The organism is Pollutimonas rozaliensis (assembly GCF_048751585.1).
Lineage (GTDB): Bacteria > Pseudomonadota > Gammaproteobacteria > Burkholderiales > Burkholderiaceae_B.
The window spans coordinates 116,185-138,883 of sequence record NZ_JAZHOB010000002.1; the positions used below are offsets into that span (position 1 = coordinate 116,185).

Below are 22,699 nucleotides of genomic sequence, written 5' to 3' on the forward strand. Positions count from 1 at the left end.
GGTTCAATCCGTTAACAAGTTAAGAGTCGGCCGCGCGCTGCGCATCAGATGACCGTGTCATCGACGATTGCCTTGCGCGGCCCTTCGGCCCAATGAGCCAGGACGGCCAATATGGCCAGCGTCATGCCGACGGGGATGGCAAGATATACCCACGAAATCGATACTTCGAGGCTGGGCATGGTTTGGAAGCGTACGCGCCACGACATTTGCCCGCCCACCCAGGCCATGAAGCCCAGAAAGCCCAGGCATATGACCAGGATCAAGTGCTCCAGCCAGCGTTTGTTGCGCGGCGCCAGGAAACTGTGCAGCATCTCGACGCTAAGCATGGCGCCCTGCCTGAAGGCCAGGGCCACTCCAAGCATGACTGTCCAGATCAGCGAGGCGCGTGTCCAGGCTTCGCTCCAGTCCGCCGGGGATTCCAGGACGAACCGTGAAATAACCTGATAGAAGCCGGCCGCGACGGCGGAAAGAATAAGCAACTGGGTAATGATCGAAACCAGCCGGAAGAGGGAACGATCCAGAGAGCGAATGAATGTCACTGCCTTGTCCTGTATGTGCCGCGCCAAGCGCTTAAAACGCAATTTGCCGGAAGAAAGACAAGGGCTGGCGCAGGCCAGCCCCGGTATCAGCGCTTGATGCCCATGACTTACTTTGTGTTCTGTATGGACTCGACCAACTCTTTGCCGAACTGCTTGTAATACTGCGGGTACACAGGCTGGACTGCCTTGACGAAGGCGGCGTGATCCACGGTATTGACCTGCATGCCCTGCTTCTTGACTTCCTCGATGCCGCTCTTTTCAACCGCGTCGACGTAGTTGCGCATGGCCACCGCCGCGTCATGCCCGGCAGCCTTGAAGGCGACCTTGTCGGCGTCGGACAGCCCGTCGTAGGCATTGGGCGACATCAGCACCAGCGCCGGACCGTATACGTGGGCCGTCAGGGACAGGTATTTTTGCAGTTGAGGCAATTTGGCCGACACAATGACGGATAGCGGATTTTCCTGACCGTCTATCGTGCCCTGCTGCAAGGCCGTGGCAACTTCCGGCCATGCCATCGGCGTGGCCAGCACGCCCAACTGCCGGAAAGCGGCAATGTGTATGGGGTTCTCGGTGGTGCGGATCTTCAGGCCCTTGGCGTCCTCGGGCTTGGCGACCGGACGCACATTGTTGGTCAGTTGCCGGAAGCCCTGCTCGCCCCAGGCCAGGGCCACCAGGCCGCGCTTGGGAAATTCGGCAAGCATCTGCTGGCCGATATCGCCGTCAAGCACCTTGCGCGCATGCGCCAGGTCGCGGAACAGGAAAGGAATGTCGAACACGCCGGTCTTGGGCACGAAGTTCAAGGTGGCGCCGGTGGAAACGATGGCCAGGTCGATGGTTCCCAGTTGCAGGCCTTCGATGACCTCGCGCTCTCCGCCCAGGGCACTGTTGGGAAATTGCTGAATCTTGAACTGGCCTTTGCTGCCGCCTTCGATGGCTTTGGCGAATGCGTCGGCGCCCGCGCCATAGTGCGAATTCGTCGATAGGGCATAGGCCATTTTCAACGTTGTTTCGGCCAGAGCCGGCGCGGCGGCAAACACACCAGCCACGGATACGGCAAGCAAGCACCTGAATAAACCGGATTTACGCATTTTTTCCCCAACACTCATTAATGTGACACAGAGCCCAGAGTTGTACCTGAATCGCCGCTCAAGGAATATTGGGGTTTTCTAGGTGTCCATTCCCGGGACCGCCTGCTTAGTCCTCGACGTACCAATTGTCTTCGGACAGCATGACTTGCTGATGGCCATATCCGGCCGGCATCATGGGGAAGCAGTTTTCCTGGGACAGCACCACCACATCCAGGAAGAATGGACCGTCGTACGCCATGCACTCGGCCAGCGCGGCATCCAGCTCGGCCGGGTTCTCCACACGCGCGGCGCCCCAGCCGAAGGCCTTGGCCAGCGCCACGAAATCCGGCAACGAAGCGTTGTAGCTATGGCTGTAGCGGCCGTCGTGTATCAGTTCCTGCCATTGGCGCACCATGCCCATGTGGCCGTTGTTGCACAACACCAGCTTGACGGGCGTCTGATGCTGGGTCGCGGTGGCCAGTTCCTGGATATTCATCAGCACCGACGCGTCGCCGCTGACGCATACGACAGTCTTGCCGGGATGCGCTATCTGCGCGCCGATGGCGGCGGGCAAGCCATAGCCCATGGTGCCTGCGCCGCCGGAGGTCAGCCAACGATTGGGGCGGTTGAACTTGATGTATTGCGCGGCCCACATCTGATGCTGTCCCACGTCGGTGGAGATGATGGCATCGGTGCCGGTCAGCACTTGATCCAGCTTGCGCATCAAATGCTGGGGAAGGATATGCTCATGCGAGGGCTCGACCTTCAGGCAGTCCTTGGCGCGCCACACCGCTATACGCTGCCACCAGGCATCCAGCCGGCTGGCCTCCAATTGAATTTGCGCAAGTTCTTTACGCAAGGCTCGCAGCATTGGATAGCAATCGCCCACCAGCGCAACGTCGGCGCGCACCACCTTGTTGATGGATGCCGGATCGATGTCCAGATGAATCTTGCTGGCGTGCGGGCAAAAGTCCGAGAGCCGTCCGGTTATACGATCATCGAAGCGCGCGCCCACGCAGATGATCAGGTCGGCGTGATGCATGGCCAGATTGGCCTCCAGCGTTCCGTGCATGCCCAGCATGCCCAGGAACAGAGGATCGTCGGCCGGAAAGGCGCCCAAGCCCATCAAGGTCAAGGTGCATGGGGCGCCCATGTCCTGCACCAGGGCCGTGTAGGCGTGGCAGGCGTCCAGGCCTGAATTGATCAGGCCGCCGCCGCCATAAAAAACCGGGCGCTTGGCATTGGCGATCAGCGCGGCGGCGCGCTTGATGGCCGCCTCGGTGGCCGGGCTGGCTGTCTCGATGCCCGGCTCGGCATCGGCCGGTTCGGCGGCAGCCGCCTCGGGTACCAGTCCTATCTGCATGTCCTTGGGAAAGTCCAGCAGCACCGGACCGGGGCGGCGCGAGGTGGTCAGGCGATACGCCTTGCCCGCCATGCCGGCCACGTCTTCGGTACGGCGAATTTGCGCATTCCACTTGGTGACGGGGCGCGAAATACCGATGGCATCGCACTCCTGGAAGGCATCGGTGCCTATCGCGCTGGTGGCCACCTGGCCGCTGATGCACAGCACAGGTATCGAATCGCACATGGCATCAAGCAGCCCCGATGCGGTATTGGCCATGCCCGGACCCGAGGTCACCACGACCACGCCCGGCTTGCCGGTGGACCGGGCATAGCCTTCGGCGGCATGCATGGCGCCTTGTTCGTGCCTGACCAGTACGTGGCGTATGCGCGGCTCCGAGTACAAGGCATCGTACAAAGGCAGCACGGCACCGCCCGGATAGCCGAAAATGGTGTCCACGCCATGCGCGATCAAGGTCTCAAGCAAGGCTTGCGCGCCGTTTCGGCTGCTGGTTTCTGTAGAAGTATTCACGGTATGGCGCTTTATTGCATAAGATATCGGTATTGCAGAAGTTTATTCTCTTTTCCCTACGGCTTCAGATATCCCCTTTATGACTCAAGCATCCGAATCCTGGCATCTGGTCAAGCAATCGACCTTGCACGGCACAGGCGTATTCGCCGCCCGCGACATTCCGGCGGGCACGCAAATCATCGAATACAAAGGCAAGCGCATCACCGCGGAGCAGGCCGACGCCAAGCATCCGGTGAATCCCGACGACCCCTTCCATACCTTTTTCTTTTCGCTCAGCAGCGGCAAGATCATCGACGGCGGCGAAAAGGGCAATGACGCGCGGTGGATCAACCACTCCTGCGGACCGAATTGCGAAGCCCAGGAAAATGCCAGCGGCAAAAAGGTCTATATCGTCGCATTGCACGACATCCCTGCCGGCGATGAGCTTTTCTACGACTACGGCTTGATCATGGAAGGGCGCATCACCAAGACCTTGCGCCGCCAATACCAATGTCTTTGCGGAAAGAAAGACTGCCGCGGCACCATGCTGGCCCTGCCGAAGAAGAAGTCGGTAAAAGCCGGGAAAGACAAGGAAGGGGCAAAGAAAAAGAAGCCGCGCGGCAAAGAGGCCTGAGCGGATATTGGGGGGCGGCTTGCGCATAAGTCGCCCTTTTTACGTATCCAAACACGGGAAACCCCGGGCTATCAAAAACGGCGTGGCGCGTTAGCATGTCGGCTATCACATAAAAACAGCTGTATATCATTGCATCCCATGTCTTCCCCGAATCACGCCGACGAACCCATCGAACCCATTTTGCCCGAGACGGCGGACCCTCCCGTCAAAGTACCGCTTAAAATCGAAGACTGGATCTCGGTGCTCATCATGGCCGCCCTGGCGATCATCACCTTTGCCAACGTGCTGATCCGCTACCTTACCGACAGTTCCTTTGCCTGGACGGAAGAAATCTCCGTATTCCTGCTTATCGTGTTGACCATGACGGCCGGCGCGACGGCCTTCGTGCGCAACCAGCACATACGCATTGAACTCTTCGCCGACGGCGGCACGCCGGCGCGGCGGCGCACGCTGGCGCTGGTCAGCTATTCGCTGGTCCTGGCCTTCTTCGTGTTGCTCACCATCCTGTCCGCGCGCATGGCGCTCGATGAATACAACTGGGGCGACACCTCGCCGGCCATCGGCGTGCCCACCTGGTGGTATTCGATCTGGATGCCGGTGCTGTCCTTCGCGATCACCTTGCGCATCGCCGGCATGCTGCGCCGCTTGCTGCGGGGCGCCCCATGATCGTCACCACGCTGTTCATCGTCTTTGTCGTGCTGATGGTCATTGGCATGCCGGTCGGGGTGGCGCTGGGCATCGCCGGCACCCTGGCCATCGTGATGTCCAACCTGGACACGCAGTGGTTCGGCCTGCTGGCCGTGCCGCAAAGCTTCTACGCGGGGCTGGCCAAGTATCCGCTGCTGGCCATTCCCATGTTCGTGCTGGTCGGATCGATTTTCGACCGTTCGGGCGTGGCCAGCCGCCTGGTCAATTTCGCCATCGCCATCGTCGGCCGCGGCCCCGGCATGCTGCCGCTCGTGGCGATTGCCGTGGCCATGTTCCTGGGGGGCATTTCGGGCTCGGGCCCGGCCTGCGCCGCGGCGGTCGGCGCCGTGATGATAGGCGCGATGACCCGCGCGGGTTATCCCAAACCTTTCTCGGCCAGCATCGTGGCGGCCGGCGCCTCGACCGACATCCTGATTCCGCCTTCCATCGCCTTCATCGTCTATTCCATCCTGGTGCCGCAGGCATCGGTGCCCGCCCTGTTTGCGGCCGGCATGGTGCCGGGCATCATGGCGGGCATTGCGCTGATCGTGCCGTCCGTCTGGCTGGCCAGGCGCCACAAGATGGGAAGCCTGGAAAGCAGCCTGCCGCGTCCGCCGTTCTGGGCCAGCCTGTACGAAGCGGCCTGGGGGCTGATTGCGCCGGTCATTATCCTTGGCGGCATGCGCATGGGCTATTTCACGCCCACCGAAGCGGCTGTCGTTGCCGTCTTCTACGGCCTTTTCGTAGGCATGTGCATCCATCGCACCATCAAGATACGCGATCTGTTCACAATATTGCGCGAAGCCGCCGAGCTCTCGGCCGTCATCATGCTGGTGGTGACGCTGGCCGGCATCTTCGCCTGGGCACTGTCCACATTGAGCGTGATCGATCCCATCACCCGCGCCATCGTCAACTCGGGGCTTGGGGAATACGGCGTACTGACGCTGCTGATCCTGCTGCTGATCGTCCTGGGCATGTTCCTGGACGGCATATCCATCTTCCTGATTTTCGTGCCGCTGCTCATGCCCATCGCCAACACCTATCAGTGGGACGCGGTATGGTTCGGAGTGATCCTGACGCTGATGGTGGCGGTGGGGCAGTTCACCCCGCCGCTGGCCGTGAACCTGATGGTGTCCTGCCGCATTGCCAAGGTTCCCATGGAAAGCACGGTGCGCTGGGTGGGCTGGCTGCTGGCATCGATGCTTTCCGTGCTTGTACTGGTTATCGTGTTCCCGGAGCTGGCCCTGTGGCTGCCTCGCTATCTTGGCTTCTAGAAGCCGCAACCTTATCCGCCAGCGGCATAGCGCCCCTGGCTTTCCCGTGCATTGACACACCCCGAGAGGAGACTTCATGAAAATCCGTTCATTGCTTGGCGCCATCACGTGCGCGGTGGCGGCGCTGGCCGCAACGTCCACCGCCCATGCGGCCAACTATAAATCCGAATACAAGCTGTCCATCGTCGTCGGCACCACTTTCCCATGGGGCCAGGGCGCCGAAATCTGGTCCAAGCTGGTCAAGGAACGCACCGAAGGCCGCATCAATATCAAGATTTATCCCGGCACGTCTCTGGTGCAAGGCGACCAGACGCGCGAATTCACCGCCATCCGCCAAGGCATCATCGACATGGCCATCGGTTCGACCATCAATTGGTCCCCGCAGATCAAGCAACTGAACCTGTTCTCCCTGCCCTTCCTGATGCCGGATTACGCCGCCATCGACGCGTTGATCCATGGCGAAGTGGGCAAGAAGCTGTTCAAGGACATCGAAAAGTCCGGGGTCGTGCCGCTGGCCTGGGGCGAGAACGGCTATCGCCAGCTCAGCAATTCCAAACGCGATGTCAAGATGCCTGAAGACCTGAAAGGCATGAAGCTGCGCGTGGTCGGATCGCCGCTGTACATCGACACCTTCACCGCCCTGGGGGCCAATCCCACCCAGATGAGCTGGGCCGATGCGCAGCCCGCACTGGCCACCGGCGCGGTCGACGGCCAGGAAAACCCCTTGTCCATTTATGCCGGCGCCAAGCTGTACGACGTGGCTCAAAAGCACCTGACCTTGTGGAATTACGTAGCCGATCCGCTCGTATTCGTGGTGAACAAGCAGGTCTGGGAATCCTGGACCGAGGCCGACCGCAAGATTGTGCGCGATGCCGCCATCGAAGCCGCCAAGCAGGAAATCGTCATTGCCCGCAAAGGCGTGACGCCTGAAGATCCTTCCATGCTGAAAGACATCGAAAGCCATGGCGTCACCGTCACCAGCCTGACGCCCGAACAGCACGATGCCTTCGTCAAGGCAACCAAGCCCGTGTTCGACAAATGGAAAAAGACCATAGGCGAAGACCTGGTCAATCAGGCGCAAAAGGATATTGCGGCCCGCAAGAAGTAATTGCCATCATCGCATCGCTCCCCGCAACCGGCGGGAAGCGATGCATGGCTTCCCGCCGTGCAAGTGCGCGGAAAAACACCTTACGCCCGACCTATGGCCCGCATTGCGAAATGCTCAGGCGTGAGCGGCCATCTCGCCCAGGCAATCCTCCACCGTGCCGATGATCACCTGGCTGCTGCAAGCAATCATCAGGTTCAGGTTAAGGCCGAAGTCTTCTATGGTGTAGCCCTGAGTGTCGGTATACGCGGGGCCGCCCGGCTGCCGGATGCCCGGAATTTGCTGGACCAGCGGCCGGGAGTCGTCGGTATAGGCCCAGACCGGCTTGCCCAGCGCCACGGCATAGCCGACTTCGAAGGCTGTGCCCGAATCCGGCTCGGCGCCGCGAAAGGCATTCATGTTGGCCGCCATCATGTCGGCTTTGTGAATCAAGGCAATATTTGCCCGGTATATCCATAAAGCCAGTTCGGCTCCGGTCAGGCTGCGGGGCGCCTCGTTGTCCAGCGGATACAAACCGTTGAAACCGTATTTGCTGCACAGGTCCTTCAGGGTCTCGCCCCATTCCCGGGCATCGGGGCGGAACACGTCGAAGCCCGCCAGATAAACTGATTTCATATCCTCTCCCGTGCAAGGCCGGCCGCGCCTCCGATAAAGGAACGGCGGCCCTGCCTTACTTGAATGCCGTTTCGATGAAGCTACGCAGCTTGCGCGAATGCAGCCGTTCGCGCGGCATATCGCGCAAGAGCTCCAGCGCCCGTATGCCTATATGCAAATGCTGGCCGACTTGTGTGCGATAGAAGTCGCTGGCCATGCCGGGCAGCTTCAGCTCACCATGCAAGGGTTTGTCGGAAACGCACAGCAAGGTGCCGTATGGGACCCGGAAGCGGAAGCCGTTGGCGGCAATGGTTGCCGATTCCATATCGAGCGCGATCGCGCGCGACTGCGACAAGCGTTGGACGGGCTCGTGGTGATCCCGCAATTCCCAATTGCGGTTGTCGATGGATGCCACCGTGCCGGTGCGCATGATTTTCTTCAATTCCCAGCCCGACAGGCCCGAGACATCGGCCACCGCCTGCTCCAGTGCAATCTGTATCTCCGCCAGCGGCGGCACCGGCACCCAGATGGGCAGGTCGTCGTCCAGCACATGGTCCTGCCGCACATAGCCATGCGCCAGGACATAGTCGCCCAGGCGCTGCGTGGTGCGCAAGCCCGCGCAGTGGCCCAGCATCAGCCATGCGGAAGGACGCAGCACCGCTACGTGATCGGTTATGGTCTTGGCATTGGACGGCCCCACGCCGATGTTGATCAGCGTGATCCCCATGTGCTTGTCGCGCACCAGGTGATAGGACGGCATTTGCGGCATGCGCATCAGCGGCAGGCCGACGCGCTCCATGTCCGCGCCCGCGCGGGTGATGACGTTGCCCGGCTCCACCAGCGCCGTATAGCCGCCCTCGCCCTGGGCCAGGGTTTCCTTGGCCCATTGGCAGAACTCATCGACATAGAACTGGTAGTTGGTGAACAGCACAAAATTCTGGAAGTGCTGGGGGGCGGTCGCGGTGTAATGCTGCAGGCGATGCAGGGAATAGTCCACTCGGGGCGCGGTGAACGGGGCCAGCGGCAAGGGCTCGCCCAATTTGCCCAGCCAGGTGCCATTCACGATGGCGTCGTCCGTGACGGCCAGTTCGGGAACGTCGAAGCGATCGCGCAGGGAATCGCCCAGCAGCTTGTCGGAATACACCCCCTCGACATACTGCCCGTCGCCGAAGGAAAAATGCAGGGGAATGGGCATATCGGATTCGCCGATTTCCACCGGCACCCCGTGATTCTTGATCAGCAGGCCGATCTGCTCCAGCAAGTAATCGAAATACAGCGCAGGCTGGGTCACCGTGGTCATGTAGCCGCCGGGCTCCACCACATGGCCATAAGACAGGCGGCTGTCGACCTCCTGATAGGTATCCACCTTGATCCGTATGGCGGGATAGTAGGCGCGGACCCGCTGCCTGCCGCTCCAGCCACCTTTGGCATAGTCGGCGAACTGATCGCGGATGAATGCCGTGTTGCGTTCATAGATTTCCACCAGCCGCTCCACCGCCGCCCGGGCGTCCGTGAAGCTCTTGAAATGGATCGCGGGGGGCAGGACGGTGGAGTCGATGGAATCCGAAGAGTCAAACATAATGCACTACCCACAAAAAATAACAGGATATAAATCTACTATGACACTATATGTTGAATGGGTGCAATGCAACCGCGTCCGGCAAATATTTGCTTTAATACGCTCGAACTGAACTTATTCCGTTTCCAGATCAATTGTGAACACGAAGGCGTAGCGCAAACAGTACATTTGTACGGCAAGCGAAGCCCACACCGTTCACGGTTGATTTAAAAATGGAGTCACCGGCCGGAACCTACCTTGAGCGTCATCGTCAATGCCGTCTTTCCCCTGTTCGCGCTCATACTGCTCGGCTACATCAGCGCCCGCAGGCGGCTGCTGGGGCCGGGCGCCGTCGATAGCCTGAATAAATTCGTGGTGTGGCTGGCCCTGCCCGCCCTGCTGTTCCAGGCCATGGCGAAAATCACCTGGGAACAAGTCAACCAGCCCGGCTTCGTTGCCGCCTCCAGCCTGGCCATCGCGGCGGTGTTCCTGGTGTCCTACATGATGGATCGCCAACGCCGCGGAAGGCTGGCCGATGCCAGCATAGAAGGGCTGGCCGCATCGTATTCCAACGCCGGGTTCATGGGCATCCCGCTATGCCTGATGCTGTTCGGCGAAGCCAGCCTGCCGCCGGTCATCATCACCACCCTGCTGACCGCCTGCGTGCTGTTCGCCTTCTCCATCGTCCTGATCGAGATCGATCTGCTGGGCTCGCCCAATGTGCTGCGTACCGTGGGTAAAGTGGCTGTTTCCCTGGCGCGCAATCCATTGGTGGCCGCGCCGCTGCTGGGCACGCTGGTTGCGATTCTTGAATGGCCCCTGCCCTATGCCGTGGAGCAGTTCACGACCTTGCTGGGCGCCGCCGCCAGCCCCTGCGCGCTAATCACCATAGGACTTTTCCTGGCACAGGGCCAGCCCACCGAGCATCACGGCGCCGTCTGGCGCATTGTGGCCCTGAAGCTGCTGCTGCACCCTATCATCGCCTTTGCGCTGGTGTACTGGGTATTCGATATGCCGCCCTTGTGGGCCGCCACGGCTGTGCTGCTGGCCGCCCTGCCTGTGGGAACCGGTCCCTTCATGCTGGCCAAGCTGTACGAGCGCGAACCCGCGATTACGTCGCGGGCCATTCTGCTATCGACCATTCTTTCGCTGGCGACGGTGTCCGTGCTGGTGGCCTGGCTGCCCGGCGGCGCCGGCTAGCGCCGCGAATATTCCCCCGCGTTCAGACAAGCTGGTCCATGAACGCGGCCAAAGCGATATCTCGCTCCGTCACCCCTTTGGCATCGTGGGTGGTCAATGTCACGCTGACCCGGTTATAGACATTCGTCCATTCGGGATGGTGATCCAGCTTTTCAGCCTGCATGGCCGCCTGGGTCATGAAGCCGAATGCTTCATTGAAATTCTTGAAAATGAAGGTTTTGTGAATGGCGTCGCGCCCTTCTATTGCCGACCAGCCCTCCAGCAGCAGCAAAGCCGATGGCGCGCCGATCAATTTCAGTTGATTCTTCATGATGTTCTCCTGTGTCCGGGGTAGTCAGAAAGAAATGCGCGGTCACACCGCGATGCGATGCATTCGGTGCCAGATAAGGAACTTTTAGTAGCAAGTCCTTTGACTTTGGATGATGTTGAGTACTTTTACGGTCCAGTCCATAATAGGCCTGCGCCGTTCGTATATGGGCTGCCGCCATTATTTGCAGCAAAAAAACGAAACAACGCCGGCCCACACATGGCAATGCCCGCGCGAGACCTGATAACAGTCTACTCGCTCCAGGTTACAAAGCCTATACAGGCCCAGCCCCTGGCGGCACTTTGCGCGCCCGAATTCTTTTATCAATCCTCTTCAAAGGAACTGCGATGACCGAACGAACATCCTGCAAGCGGCTTCAGGTTGCCACCGAGCTTTATCAATTTGTCGAGCGCGAGGCCCTTCCCGGCACAGGTGTCGCTTCCGATGCGTTCTGGTCCGGCTTCGACAAACTTGTTCACGACCTGGCACCCAGGAACCGAGCGCTGCTTGCCGAGCGCGATCGCCTCCAGGCCGAATTGGACAACTGGTATCGCCAGAACCCGGGCCCCATCAAGGATGCCGGCGCCTACCAGGCTTTCCTGCGCAAGATCGGCTACCTGCAGGACGCCCCTGCATCGGTCGCCGTCAAAACCAGCAAGGTGGACACGGAAATCACCCAGCAGGCCGGGCCGCAACTGGTGGTGCCGATCACCAATGCGCGCTATGCGCTGAATGCCGCCAATGCGCGCTGGGGCAGCCTCTACGACGCACTCTACGGTACCGACGCCATCCCCGAAGCCGACGGCGCCGAGCGCGCGGGCGGCTACAACCCTGTGCGCGGGGCCAAGGTCATTGCGTTCGCGCGCCGCTTCCTGGACGACAGCATTCCGCTGGCCCAGGGCTCGCACAACGACGCGACCGCCTATGCCGTCGCCAATGGCCAGGTCCAGGTATCGCTGAAATCCGGCCAACAGACGGGCCTGGCGCAGCCCGCCCTGTTCCTGGGCTATCGCGGCGACGCCGCCGCGCCGGAGGCGCTGGTGTTCAAGCACAATGGCCTGCATTTCGAGATCCAGATCGACAAAAACCACCCCATAGGCCAACAGGACCAGGCCGGCGTCAAAGACGTACTGCTGGAATCGGCCATTACCACCATCATGGATTGCGAGGACTCCATCGCAGCCGTCGATGCCGAAGACAAAGTCTGCGCCTACCGCAATTGGCTGGGCTTGATGACCGGCAAGCTGACCGAGGAAGTCAGCAAGGGCTGCAAGACCTTCACCCGCGCCCTGAATCCCGATCGCCAGTACACCGATGCCAACGGCGATACCCAGTCCCTGCATGGCCGTTCGCTGATGTTCATCCGCAACGTGGGCCACCTCATGACCAATCCGGCGGTGCTCGACGAGCAAGGCAAGGAAGTTCCGGAAGGCATACTGGACGCGGTGTTCACTTCGCTGATCGCCATGCACGACCTGAAGCGGGGCGGCAATTCGCGCAGCGGTTCCGTTTACATCGTCAAGCCCAAAATGCACGGTCCCGACGAAGTCGCCTTCGCCAGCGAACTGTTCTCGCGCACCGAGGCCTTGCTGGGCCTGGCGCCCAACACCATCAAGATGGGCATCATGGACGAAGAGCGCCGCACCAGCGCCAACTTGAAGGCATGCATCGCCCAGGCACGCGAACGCGTCGCCTTCATCAATACCGGCTTCCTGGATCGCACCGGCGATGAAATGCACACCTCCATGGAGGCCGGCCCCATGGTGCGCAAGGGCGACATGAAACGCAGCGTCTGGATCGACGCCTACGAACGCAATAATGTACAAACAGGCCTGGAATGCGGCCTGCGGGGCCAGGCCCAGATCGGCAAAGGCATGTGGGCCATGCCCGACCTGATGGCCGACATGCTGGTACAGAAAATCGGCCACCTGAAAGCCGGCGGCAATACCGCCTGGGTGCCCTCGCCCACAGCGGCCACGCTGCATGCCCTTCATTACCATCAGGTCGACGTGCAGGAAATCCAGCGCGGCATGGAAGGCAAATCCGAGCCCCTGCTCGACAAGATACTGACCATCCCCGTGGCGGCGGACACCAACTGGTCGGCGCAGGAAATCCAGGAAGAGCTGGATAACAACGCGCAGGGCATCCTGGGCTATGTGGTGCGCTGGATCGACCAGGGCATAGGCTGCTCCAAGGTACCCGACATCCATGACGTGGGCCTGATGGAAGACCGCGCAACCTTGCGCATCTCCAGCCAGCACATGGCCAACTGGCTGCGCCATGGCGTCGTCAGCAAAGAGCAAATAACGGAAACCATGCAGCGCATGGCGGCCGTGGTCGATGGCCAGAATGCCGGCGATCCCCTGTACCGCCCCATGGCCGGCCACTTCGATACCTCGGCGGCTTACAAGGCCGCCTGCGACCTGGTATTTAAGGGATTGGAGCAGCCCAATGGCTATACCGAGCCTTTGCTGCATCAATGGCGGCAAGTCGTCAAGGCTCAATAGGCTGGAATGCGGCTACGCCAAATGTGGCGTAGCCGCCGTAGCGGTTCGGCATAAAAAAAGCAGCCGCGGCTGCTTTTTTTACTTGCGGAACCTCCCCGACAGCTAAGCTCGCACCTTGGCCACCACCTCATCCAGCCGAGCCAGCATCAGATCAATCTCTTCGGCTGTGACGTTCAGTGCCGGCATGAAGCGCAGCAGATTGGGACGCGGCGCATTCAACAGCATGCCTTCGGGAGCCCAGTCGCGGGCGGTGTCGACAATGGTGCCGCCATCGTCACGATCGAGGATCAAGGCGCGCAGCAGGCCTTCGCCGCGCTCGCCCTTCATGCCCCACTTCTTCGATAAATCCAGCAGGCCTTCGGACAGTTGGGACGCGCGCGCGTTGACTGAATCCAGGAAGCCGGGCGCGGTCAGGATGTCGAAGACCGCCACTCCGGCCGCCGTCATCAAGGGATTGCCGTTATAGGTGCCGCCCTGGTCGCCATGCGCAAAAACCGATACTTCCTCGCGGGCGCACAAGGCCGCCAGGGGCACGCCTCCGCCTATGCCCTTGCCCAGGGTCATGATGTCGGGCGTTACGCCGGAAAGCTCGTAGGCGAATAGCTTGCCGCAGCGGCCCAGGCCGGTCTGGACCTCGTCCACGATCAGCAATAGGCCCTGGTCATCGGCAAGCTTGCGCAAGGCCTGCATGAACTCGGCGGTTGCCGGAATGACGCCCGCTTCGCCTTGTACGGGTTCCAGCATGATGGCGACCGTCTTGTCGTCGACCAATGCGCGCACCGACTCGATATCGTTCAGGCGGGCCTTGGGGAAACCGTCGACCTGGGGCGCGAAAATGGTGTCCCAGCCCGGCTTGCCCGATGCCGACATGGTTGCCAGCGTACGGCCATGGAAGCTATGGTCGAAGGTAATGATCTTGTAGGCCCCGTTGCGGTGCAACTGTCCCCATTTGCGCGCCAGCTTGATGGCGCCTTCGTTGGCCTCGGCGCCGCTGTTGGCAAAGAAAATACGATCGAAACAGGATGCGGCAGTCAGGCGTTGCGCCAGATCCATCGAAGGCTTGTTATAGAAAGCCGGCGACGGGTTGATCAGCAGCGCGGATTGTTCGTTGATGGCCTTGACGACGCCGGCAGGACAATGCCCCAGGCAGTTCACCGCCCAGCCCTGGACGAAATCCAGGTATCGCTTGCCGTTGTGGTCTTCCAGCCACGAGCCTTGCCCGCGCACAAAAACCAGCTCGGGACGCTTGGTTATTTCCATCAGCGCGTCCACGCCCGACCGATCAAATTTCATTTTGCCATCCTGTAATCAAGAAAAGGAAATAATGGCAGCAAGCCCTGCCATAGCGGATTTTAACGCAGTGCCCCGGCGGCGCCCTTCAGAGCCCGCGCAAAACGCTGGCCGAACACATTGACAGCAAGCCCCAGCATGACGATCAGGCCGCCCAGCCACTGCACCGCCGCCAGGCGCTCATCCAGGAACCAGGCCGACGACAGCAAGCCGACCAATGGCACAAGCAAGCTCAAGGGAGCCACTTTGCTGGCCGGATGGCGGACCAGCAAGCGTCCCCACAGCACGTAGCCCACAATCGTCGCCACCAAAGCCAGGTAGATCACCGACAGGATGCCCACATGGCTGATGCCCGCCAGGCTGTCCCGTATGACGTCCGGACCTTCCACGAGCCAGGACAAGGCAAGAAAAGGCAGGGGCGGGATCAGGGCGCCCCATACCACCAGGCTCAGCATATCGACCTTGCCGGCGCTCTTGGCCACGATATTGCCCGCCGCCCAGCTCAATGCGGCCGCCAGTGTCAGCACAAAGCCCAGGACCGGCATCGATCCGGGCGCGGCGCCCCGCTCGATCAGGACCAGTCCGGCGACCGCCACGGCCATCCCCAGCACATTGGGCCAGCGCACGCCCTCGCCCAGCAGCACTGCGGCGATCAGCACGGTAAAGAAGGCCTGCGATTGCAGGACCAGCGAGGCCAGCCCCGCCGGCATGCCCACATGCATGGCCGTGAACAGAAAGACGAATTGGCCCAGGCTGATCGTCAGGCCATAGAGCACAATGGTGCGCCAGGGCAGTTGCGGGCGTCGGATGAAGAAAATGGCGGGAAACGCCACAACAATGAACCGCAAGGCGCCCAGCAGCAGCGGCGGCACTTCGCCCAGGCCGATCTTGATGACCACGAAATTCAAACCCCAGGCCGTGACCACAATCAACGCCGCCAGCCAATCTTTCAAAGGCATGCAAATCCTTCGCGGATGCTTTTATGAAAGCGGTATTATGCGCTATGGCGCAGCACCCTTCCGATAGCCACCGACAACCCTCGACAATGCCATGACAGCATCCATCCTTAGCTTGCACAGCTACCCGGTCAAATCCTGCGCCGGCATCGACCATGCCCAGGCAAGCATCAGTCAAAGCGGACTGCTACTGGACAGGCAATGGGTCATTGTCGATGGCAAGGGCCTGTTCATGACACAGCGCCAGTACGCCCGGATGGCCTTGATACAGCCCGGCTTCCAGGCCGGCGACCTGACGCTCCATGCCCCCGGCATGCCCGTCATCACGGTTCCATGGCTGATCGAAACCTCCGAACCGGCGCAAGTGCCGGTTCGGATCTGGCGATCGGACACCCTGGGATTCGATGAAGGCGATGAAGTCGCGGCCTGGCTTTCCGCTTTCCTTGGCGTGACCTGCCGTCTGTTGCGCGTCCATCCGGAAGCCGAACGGATTGCCAGTCCCCAGCATGTCCAGGACTGGCGTTTGAAGCATTACGATACGGCGGCCGATTTCCCGGTCAAGCACCGGTTCGGCTTCGCCGACGGCTTTCCCTTCCTGGTCGCCAACCAAGGCTCCCTGGACGAACTGAACCGCCGCCTGCACGCCAAGGGGCAGCAAGCCGTGCCCATGAACCGCTTCCGTCCAAACATTGTCGTGCAGGGGCTGGATCCCTACGAAGAGGACTATCTATCGGGCATGCGCCTGGGCGGCGGCATGCACTTTGCCTTCGTGAAGCGCTGCGCCCGCTGTCCCATACCCAACATAGACCAGGCCACCGCCCTGTCGGCCAGCGAGCCGGGCCTTACCTTGGCTGAACACCGTTTATTCCCAGAAGGCGTGCTGTTCGGCGTGAATGCCGTGGTGGCCGGCGCCGGCTTGGGCGCCACCCTGCGTGTGGGCGAGCGGATCGAACCCGAATTCGACGTCTAAGCGCTGCGCGTGCTGCGTCCGAAGTATTTTTCCAGCCGGACCTGGACATGCTCCAGGCAGATGCTCAGAATCCAGTAGATGCCGGCAGCCGCCAGGTACAAAGGCAAGGGCTGGAACGTCGTGGCGATGACGTCCTTGGTGGCCAGCAGCAGCTCGGTGACCGTTATCACGGAGACCAGCGAGGTATCCTTGATCAGGCTGATCAGCGTATTGCTCATGGACGGAACCGCCAGGCGCAATGCTTGCGGCAAAACGACGTAGTACAGGTTCTGCGAGTAGGTCAGGCCCAGGCTGTAGCCCGCCGACCATTGGCCGCGCGTAATGCCCACGATGGCGCCGCGCAGGCTTTCGGAAATATACGCACCGGCGTTCAGGCTTAGCGCAAGCACACCGGCCGTAAGAGGCTCGAAGGAAATACCGATGCTGGGCAGGCCGTAATAAATAATGAAGACCTGCACCAGCAGCGGCGTACCGCGCATCATGCTGACATAGACCGTGGCCGGCACCTGGCTCCAGCGGCTGGGGACGATACGCGCCACGGCCAGCACAAAACCCACCAGGAGTCCGCCGAACATGGCGGAAAAGGCAAAAATCAGCGTGTAGCCGGTCCCCTTCAGGAGTATAGGCCCGGCCAGGGCCATCAGTTCGACGAAATCCATGGTCTATTTTTGTTTCCAGCCTATTCGGGCTTTCTGACCTTGCTGACGTCGATGCCGAACCATTTCGTGGAAATCTTGGCGAACTCGCCGCTGGCGAATGAGTCTTCCAGCGCCTTGTTCACGGCCGCTTCGAACTTGGGATTGCCCTTCCTGAACGGAATGCCGTTGAACTTGGGCTCGCCCACGATAGCGCCGCCCTTGATGGGGATATTGGACGTCTTGACCAGGTACGCCGTCATCAGTTGATCATTGAGGGCGGCATCGACGCGCTTGCTGACCAGGTCCGATAGATACTCGGGCGCGCCCGGATAGCTTTTTACGGTCACGCCCTCTTGCGCCTTGGCCAGGGCCTCGTAGTTGCTGCCTTGCGAAACGCCCAGCTTCTTGCCTTTCAGGTCGGCAAAGCTCTTGTAGCCGCTATCGTCGCTCTTGCGCAAAATAAGCTGGGGGCTGGACGCCACGTAGGGCACCGAGAAGTCGAAGGCCTTCTGGCGTTCCGGCGTAATGCCCACCTGGTTCACGATAACGTCGAACTTCCCGGAGCTGAGGCCCGCCAGGATGGCGCTCCATTCCGTCTTGACGAACTGCGTCTTCACGCCAAGCTTATCGCCGACCAGCTTGGCCACTTCGATATCGAAGCCTTCAAGCTGCCCAGTCTTGGTATCCACATAATTGAACGGGGGATATGTGCCCTCCACGCCCACAATCAAGGTGCCGCGTTCTTTTACCGTGTCGAGCAAATCGGCGGCGTAGGCGCCGCTGGCGGCCATTGCCGAGACTGCCGTCACACCTGCGGCGAGCACGCCGCGCACAAAACGAGAAATCTTCATGTTCTTCCTGCCTTAATCCAGTGAAAGCGGGCCAATACGATAAGCCGCGGGACCGAGAGTCTTGTCCGCCTGAGTCTGTGATGCTAACAAGCTTCACGCCGTTTTATAACTACAGGATAATTACTTATATATTCCAAACGGAAATATAGAACAAGCATATAAGGCAATTTTATTATTAAAACTCGGCCTGGCTTCCATCAATAAAGACTGAGCTGGACGGGCTGCCCGTCCAGCGGGGCCTGCGTTGCGGACTGCGCCTGCAGGCCGCTGATGCGTACGCCCAGCAAGCGTATGCGGTGTTCCAGAGGAATGCGCTTCAGGCACTGGCCGGCGGCGCGGTGGATGGCTGCCGCGTCCGCGGTGGGATAAGGCAAAGTCAGGTCACGGGTTACCGTGCGAAAATTGTCGAAGCGCAGCTTGATGCCTATGGTACGCCCAACATAGCCTTTGCGCAGCAAATCGCCTTGCAGCTGCTCGCATAATTTCACGAAGACCTCCGATAGGGCCGCGCGGTCGCGCAGTACATGAAGGTCGCGGCCGAACGTCGTTTCGCGGCTGATCGATTTGGGTTCGGAATGCGTAACCACGGGCCGTTCGTCGATGCCATGCGCCACCTCTGTCAGCCAACGCGCATAGCTCAGGCCGAAGTGGCTTTGCAAGAGATCGGGCGGCGTCCCCGCCAACTGCTCGATCGTGTTTATGCCCAGGCCCGACAGCTTGGCGTTGGCCTTGGGCCCTATGCCATTGACCTTGCCGACCGGCAGGGGCCATATCCGGCGCTGCAAGTCGCCCGGACCGATAATCGTGATTCCATCGGGCTTGTCCAGTTCGGAGGCAATCTTGGACAAGAGCTTGTTGGGCGAAATACCGATGGAACAGGACAGGCCCGTGGCGTCCCTGACAGCCGCCTTGATGCGCTTGGCAAGCACCAGCGCGTCCTCCGGATGCGCGCTCAGGTCAATATAGATTTCGTCTATGCCGCGATCTTCGATATGCGGCGCGATGCCGGCCACAGCGGCCTTGAACAGGCGGGAATAGTGCCGGTAGGTTGCAAAGTCCACCGGCAGCAGCACGGCGTCAGGCGCCAACTGCGCCGCCTTCATCATGCCCATCGCCGAAAAGACGCCCAAGGCGCGCGCCTCGTAGGTGGATGTCGTCACCACCCCGCGCCCGGCGTAACCGCGCAAGCGCGAAAACGCTCGCGTGCCGTCCGGCAGCATCGTGGGCTGCGCATCGCTGCCCGCCCCGATGACGACGGGCAGGCCGCGCAATTCGGGATAACGCAAAAGCTCTACAGAGGCGTAGAACGCATCCATATCAAGATGGGCGATGCGGCGCGCGGCGGAAGCGGAAGGCAGCGGGGATTCCATGACGGCAGGCTGTATAAATACACAGCGGATTATAAGACAGACCGCGGCGCATGAAGGGATGCCTTTTCATATGCATCCGGCATCGCCCACCCGTCCGGCTGCCTCAAGCCAGCAGCTTCGTCGAGCCCCGTATCGTTAGCGTCGCTGGAAAGCGCGACGCCACCCTCGATATGGATTCGGACGGCTGGTTGTCCTTGATTTTCGCAAGCAGCAGGCTGATCAGATAGTTGCCCATAGCCTGTACAGGCAGGGAAACCGTGGTCAGTCCCTCGCCCACGAGACCGAACCAATCGGGGTCGCCATAGCCCACCACGGACACATCGCCAGGGCATGACAGCCGTATGCTGCGCAATGCCTTAAGGGCGCCGATGGTCAGGCTCGAACTGCCTATGACAAGCCCCGTGGGCGGTTCGGCCAGCGTCATGAGGCGATGCACCGCATGCTGCGCGAACTCCGGCCGCGGCAAACCGACGACAGCAAGCTTCGGATCCAGCGCGTTCTCCCGCATGGCGGAATCAAAGCCGGCAAGGCGGTCTATGCCACAGCTGAAGTCCGTGGTTGTTCCCACGTAGGCGATACGGCGATGCCCGTAGTTGATCAGGTGCATGGTGGCCGCACGTACCGCCGCCTCGTCGTCAATGGCGACGACTTCTTTGTGAATGTCGGGCACCTGGCGGACCAATTGAACGGCAGGCACCCCCTGCAGCAAGGCCAAGGTCTCGGCCTTGGGCTCCGACGTTGGCGTGACAATGATGCCCGCGGCCCGGGAAACGATGAAGGCGCGCAGGTCTTTCAGCTCGCGCTCGGAATTATCCTCGGTGATGCTGAGCGCCAGCTGGAAGCCTTGGCCGGTGGCCGCGTCAGCCACGATCTTCGCTATGGATGCATAAAAATCGTTCTGGATGTCCGGGATGATCAAGCCGATCACCAGACTGTTCATGCCCCGGATATTGCGCGCCAGGCCGTTTGCGACATAGCCCATCTGCTGGGCCATCTGCCGCACGCTGGCCTTGGTGGCCTCGCTGATTTTCGGGTGATCCGCCAAAGCGCGGGATATCGTTGTATGCGATAGATTCAGCGCCTTCGCGATATCCTTGATCGTGACACTGGGCCGGGCGGCTATTCCAGCCACGGACTCGTTAGGCGCTGACATTCCTGGAACCTTTCAATGTGGTCTCTCATTTGCAGGGTGATGGCAATGTCGTCGGCCCCCGCAAGCAACAAATCTCGTCGACCGGCATCCAGTGCAAAGGGATAGCCGCGCCCATCGGGACCTGTGACCGTATTATCCGTCAAACTTACCAGGCATGCAGCGCCGGGCGATTCGTGTATCTGCCCCATGAGCCCGGCCACTTGCTCCGGAGGCAGCACCACGGGAAGAAGTCCGTTCTTCAGTGCGTTGTCGTAGAAAATCGGCCCGAAGCTGGAAGCGATCACCACACGGATGCCATAATCCAGATGAGCCCAAACAGCATGTTCCCGCGATGAGCCGCAACCGTAGTTGGAGCGGCTGAGAATGATGCTGGCATTCTGAAAAGCATCAAGATTCATGACGAAGCCGGGCCGCGGCCGGCCTTCGCCGTCATACCTCCAGCCGCCGAACAGCCCCTTGCCCAAGCCACTGCGCGATACGGTGATCAGCCACCGCTGGGGAATGATGGCATCGGTATCGACATTGTCTTGATCCACCGGCAAGACGATGCCTGAAACTTCACTGAAGGGCTTCATATCAGCTCCCTGTGATCGGTTATCACGCCGGTCAGAGCCGCCGCCGCGGCGCTGGCCGGGCTTGCCAGGTGGGTACGCGCCCCTGGACCCTGCCGCCCTTCGAAGTTGCGATTTGTAGTCGATACGCTTCGTTCACCCGGCGACACATAGTCGCCATTCATGCCGACGCACATCGAGCATCCAGGTTCGCCCCACCTGAATCCGGCATCGCGGAACAGCTTATCCAGGCCTTGTTGTTCCGCCGCGCGCTTGACGGTTTTCGAGCCCGGGACAACCAGCGCCTGCACGGACGGCGCTATTTTTCGGCCGGCAATCAGGCGCGCCGCATCCTCCAGATCGGATAGCCGGCCATTGGTGCACGAGCCGATGAACACGCGCTGAACGGGGGTTCCGGCCAAGGGCCGCCCCGGCTCCAGGCCCATATAGCGATACGCCGCCTTCAGTCGTTCACGCATGTGGCCCTCTTGTGCGGTTTCGATCGCCGGAAGCGGCTCGTGCACACCCACCACCTGGCTGGGACTGGTGCCCCATGTCATCTGGGGAGAGTCCAAAGCCACATCGAGGGAGAGCTCGCGCTCATAGCGCGCGCCATCATCGGATCGCAAGCGGCGCATGGCCGCAAGCGCTTCGCCCGAACCGCACAAGTGCGGCCGGGTGGCGGACAGGTAGGCAAAGGTGACATCGTCCGGCGCAATCACGGCGGCCCGCGCACCTGCCTCAATGCCTAGATTGCATAGCGTCAGCCGGCCTTCCATTGAAAGGCTGCGCGGCAATTCTCCCGCCAATTCCAGAAACCCCATCGTTCCATGCACGCCGATCTGACGCAGCACATGCAGCGCCAGGTCCTTCGCGGACAGATCCCGTTGCATTACGCCCGACAGGGTCAAGCGGGCGGCGCTCGGACGATGCATGACGAGTGTCTGGGTGGCAAGCACATGCTCGACCTCGGACGTTCCTATGCCCCACGCCCATGCTCCCAGCGCACCCAGCGTACATGTGTGGCTGTCGCCGCAGACCACGGTCATCCCCGGCACCACCATGCCAAGCTCCGGCGCAACAACATGGACGATTCCCTGCCGCTCGTGCGCCATGCCGTAATGAACAATGCCAAACTCGCGGGCGTTGTCCTCAAGCGCCTTGATCATCTCCGCGCCGCCAGCCACCGCGGATGCCTCGGTCCGTCCAGAATGGGTCGGCACCATGTGATCGGCGACAGCCACTGTGCGCTGCGGACTGACAAGCCCTCTGCCCTGCTCCCTCAACCCTGAAAACGCCTGTGGGCTGGACAAGTCATGCACAAGGTGCCGATCTATATGGATCAAATGCCGGCCATCGGGAAGCGTCGCCACGTGATGGCTTTCCCATATCTTGTCAAACAACGTTCGGATGCTTCCCAATTGAATCCCCTGATAAGGAAATATGCCTGGCCGGCCAGGCCCTTGCCGGACGCAAAAGCCAGGCAATGGCGCACACGTGCATTTTATAAATGAAATAAAAATAACCAAGTAAATTATGGTTGACAAGCAAATTCAACCGCTATTATAGTTTATTTAGTGCAAACGTGTGCACGAA

21 protein-coding genes are annotated in these 22,699 nt (G+C 60.7%); 7 read left to right on the forward strand and 14 right to left on the reverse strand.

Translation table 11 applies throughout. The annotated features are described in order from the left end of the window. Positions 1-44 precede the first annotated feature (44 nt). The 3 genes from V0R37_RS03755 to ilvB all read right to left on the reverse strand — a co-directional run bounded on the left by V0R37_RS03755 (position 45) and on the right by ilvB (position 3,479). Positions 45-539, reverse strand: coding sequence for a TRAP transporter small permease (locus V0R37_RS03755; protein ID WP_420373234.1), 495 nt, complete (start codon positions 537-539; stop codon positions 45-47). Positions 540-646: 107 nt separating this feature from the next. Next, entirely contained in the window at positions 647-1,627 is a 981-nt protein-coding gene (locus V0R37_RS03760; protein ID WP_420373235.1) for a TRAP transporter substrate-binding protein, read from the reverse strand. A gap of 106 nt (positions 1,628-1,733) precedes the next feature. Then, complete coding sequence (gene ilvB / locus V0R37_RS03765; RefSeq protein ID WP_420373236.1) at positions 1,734-3,479, reverse strand: biosynthetic-type acetolactate synthase large subunit; 1,746 nt, start codon at positions 3,477-3,479, stop codon at positions 1,734-1,736. A gap of 79 nt (positions 3,480-3,558) precedes the next feature. On the opposite strand from ilvB, the gene V0R37_RS03770 reads away from it, so the two are divergent. From V0R37_RS03770 to V0R37_RS03785, 4 genes are all read left to right on the forward strand, one after another. Next, a complete protein-coding gene (locus tag V0R37_RS03770) occupies positions 3,559-4,092 on the forward strand; it encodes an SET domain-containing protein (RefSeq protein WP_420373237.1) in 534 nt (177 codons plus the stop codon). 138 nt (positions 4,093-4,230) lie between these two features. Beyond that, positions 4,231-4,758, forward strand: a complete 528-nt coding sequence (locus V0R37_RS03775; RefSeq protein ID WP_420373238.1) for a TRAP transporter small permease — start codon at positions 4,231-4,233, stop codon at positions 4,756-4,758. Further along, the gene (locus V0R37_RS03780; RefSeq protein WP_420373239.1) at positions 4,755-6,053 is read left to right on the forward strand and encodes a TRAP transporter large permease; all 1,299 of its coding nucleotides are present in this window, start codon (positions 4,755-4,757) and stop codon (positions 6,051-6,053) included. Before V0R37_RS03775 ends, V0R37_RS03780 begins: the two co-directional genes overlap by 4 nt. A gap of 76 nt (positions 6,054-6,129) precedes the next feature. Beyond that, positions 6,130-7,161, forward strand: coding sequence for a DctP family TRAP transporter solute-binding subunit (locus V0R37_RS03785; RefSeq protein ID WP_420373240.1), 1,032 nt, complete (start codon positions 6,130-6,132; stop codon positions 7,159-7,161). A gap of 114 nt (positions 7,162-7,275) precedes the next feature. Here the strand turns inward: V0R37_RS03785 and V0R37_RS03790 are convergent, their stop codons facing one another. Further along, positions 7,276-7,773, reverse strand: coding sequence for a nucleoside 2-deoxyribosyltransferase (locus V0R37_RS03790; RefSeq protein ID WP_420373241.1), 498 nt, complete (start codon positions 7,771-7,773; stop codon positions 7,276-7,278). Between the two features lie 55 nt (positions 7,774-7,828). Continuing rightward, the gene (locus V0R37_RS03795; protein ID WP_420373242.1) at positions 7,829-9,331 is read right to left on the reverse strand and encodes an AMP nucleosidase; all 1,503 of its coding nucleotides are present in this window, start codon (positions 9,329-9,331) and stop codon (positions 7,829-7,831) included. A gap of 237 nt (positions 9,332-9,568) precedes the next feature. Between V0R37_RS03795 and V0R37_RS03800 the strand changes: the two genes are divergently transcribed. After that, positions 9,569-10,510: an AEC family transporter gene (locus tag V0R37_RS03800; RefSeq protein WP_420373243.1), complete on the forward strand. Its 942-nt coding sequence runs from the start codon at positions 9,569-9,571 to the stop codon at positions 10,508-10,510. Positions 10,511-10,532: 22 nt separating this feature from the next. On the opposite strand, the gene V0R37_RS03805 is transcribed toward V0R37_RS03800, so the two are convergent. Next, the gene (locus V0R37_RS03805; RefSeq protein ID WP_420373244.1) at positions 10,533-10,820 is read right to left on the reverse strand and encodes a 4a-hydroxytetrahydrobiopterin dehydratase; all 288 of its coding nucleotides are present in this window, start codon (positions 10,818-10,820) and stop codon (positions 10,533-10,535) included. Between the two features lie 344 nt (positions 10,821-11,164). Between V0R37_RS03805 and V0R37_RS03810 the strand changes: the two genes are divergently transcribed. Continuing rightward, positions 11,165-13,324, forward strand: a complete 2,160-nt coding sequence (locus tag V0R37_RS03810) for a malate synthase G (protein WP_420373245.1) — start codon at positions 11,165-11,167, stop codon at positions 13,322-13,324. Between the two features lie 102 nt (positions 13,325-13,426). On the opposite strand, the gene V0R37_RS03815 is transcribed toward V0R37_RS03810, so the two are convergent. Then, the gene (locus V0R37_RS03815) at positions 13,427-14,617 is read right to left on the reverse strand and encodes an acetylornithine transaminase (RefSeq protein WP_420373246.1); all 1,191 of its coding nucleotides are present in this window, start codon (positions 14,615-14,617) and stop codon (positions 13,427-13,429) included. A gap of 59 nt (positions 14,618-14,676) precedes the next feature. Next, positions 14,677-15,573, reverse strand: a complete 897-nt coding sequence (locus V0R37_RS03820; protein WP_420373247.1) for an EamA family transporter — start codon at positions 15,571-15,573, stop codon at positions 14,677-14,679. Positions 15,574-15,664: 91 nt separating this feature from the next. Between V0R37_RS03820 and V0R37_RS03825 the strand changes: the two genes are divergently transcribed. Next, on the forward strand, positions 15,665-16,540 hold the full coding sequence (locus V0R37_RS03825) for an MOSC domain-containing protein (protein ID WP_420373248.1): 876 nt from the start codon (positions 15,665-15,667) through the stop codon (positions 16,538-16,540). Here the strand turns inward: V0R37_RS03825 and V0R37_RS03830 are convergent. The 6 genes from V0R37_RS03830 to V0R37_RS03855 all read right to left on the reverse strand — a co-directional run bounded on the left by V0R37_RS03830 (position 16,537) and on the right by V0R37_RS03855 (position 22,515). Further along, complete coding sequence (locus tag V0R37_RS03830) at positions 16,537-17,199, reverse strand: amino acid ABC transporter permease (protein WP_420373249.1); 663 nt, start codon at positions 17,197-17,199, stop codon at positions 16,537-16,539. The two genes, V0R37_RS03825 and V0R37_RS03830, sit on opposite strands and share 4 nt — an antisense overlap. Before the next feature lie 20 nt (positions 17,200-17,219). Further along, positions 17,220-18,029: a transporter substrate-binding domain-containing protein gene (locus V0R37_RS03835; RefSeq protein WP_420373250.1), complete on the reverse strand. Its 810-nt coding sequence runs from the start codon at positions 18,027-18,029 to the stop codon at positions 17,220-17,222. Positions 18,030-18,226: 197 nt separating this feature from the next. Further along, positions 18,227-19,399, reverse strand: a complete 1,173-nt coding sequence (dinB, locus tag V0R37_RS03840) for a DNA polymerase IV (protein WP_420373251.1) — start codon at positions 19,397-19,399, stop codon at positions 18,227-18,229. Between the two features lie 103 nt (positions 19,400-19,502). Then, the gene (locus V0R37_RS03845; RefSeq protein ID WP_420373252.1) at positions 19,503-20,552 is read right to left on the reverse strand and encodes a LacI family DNA-binding transcriptional regulator; all 1,050 of its coding nucleotides are present in this window, start codon (positions 20,550-20,552) and stop codon (positions 19,503-19,505) included. Continuing rightward, positions 20,519-21,127 (reverse strand): 3-isopropylmalate dehydratase small subunit, encoded by a 609-nt coding sequence (gene leuD / locus V0R37_RS03850; RefSeq protein ID WP_420373253.1) that lies wholly within the window; start codon positions 21,125-21,127, stop codon positions 20,519-20,521. The genes V0R37_RS03845 and leuD overlap by 34 nt, the downstream gene beginning before the upstream one ends. Further along, complete coding sequence (locus V0R37_RS03855) at positions 21,124-22,515, reverse strand: 3-isopropylmalate dehydratase large subunit (RefSeq protein WP_420373630.1); 1,392 nt, start codon at positions 22,513-22,515, stop codon at positions 21,124-21,126. Before V0R37_RS03855 ends, leuD begins: the two co-directional genes overlap by 4 nt. Positions 22,516-22,699: the final 184 nt, after the last annotated feature.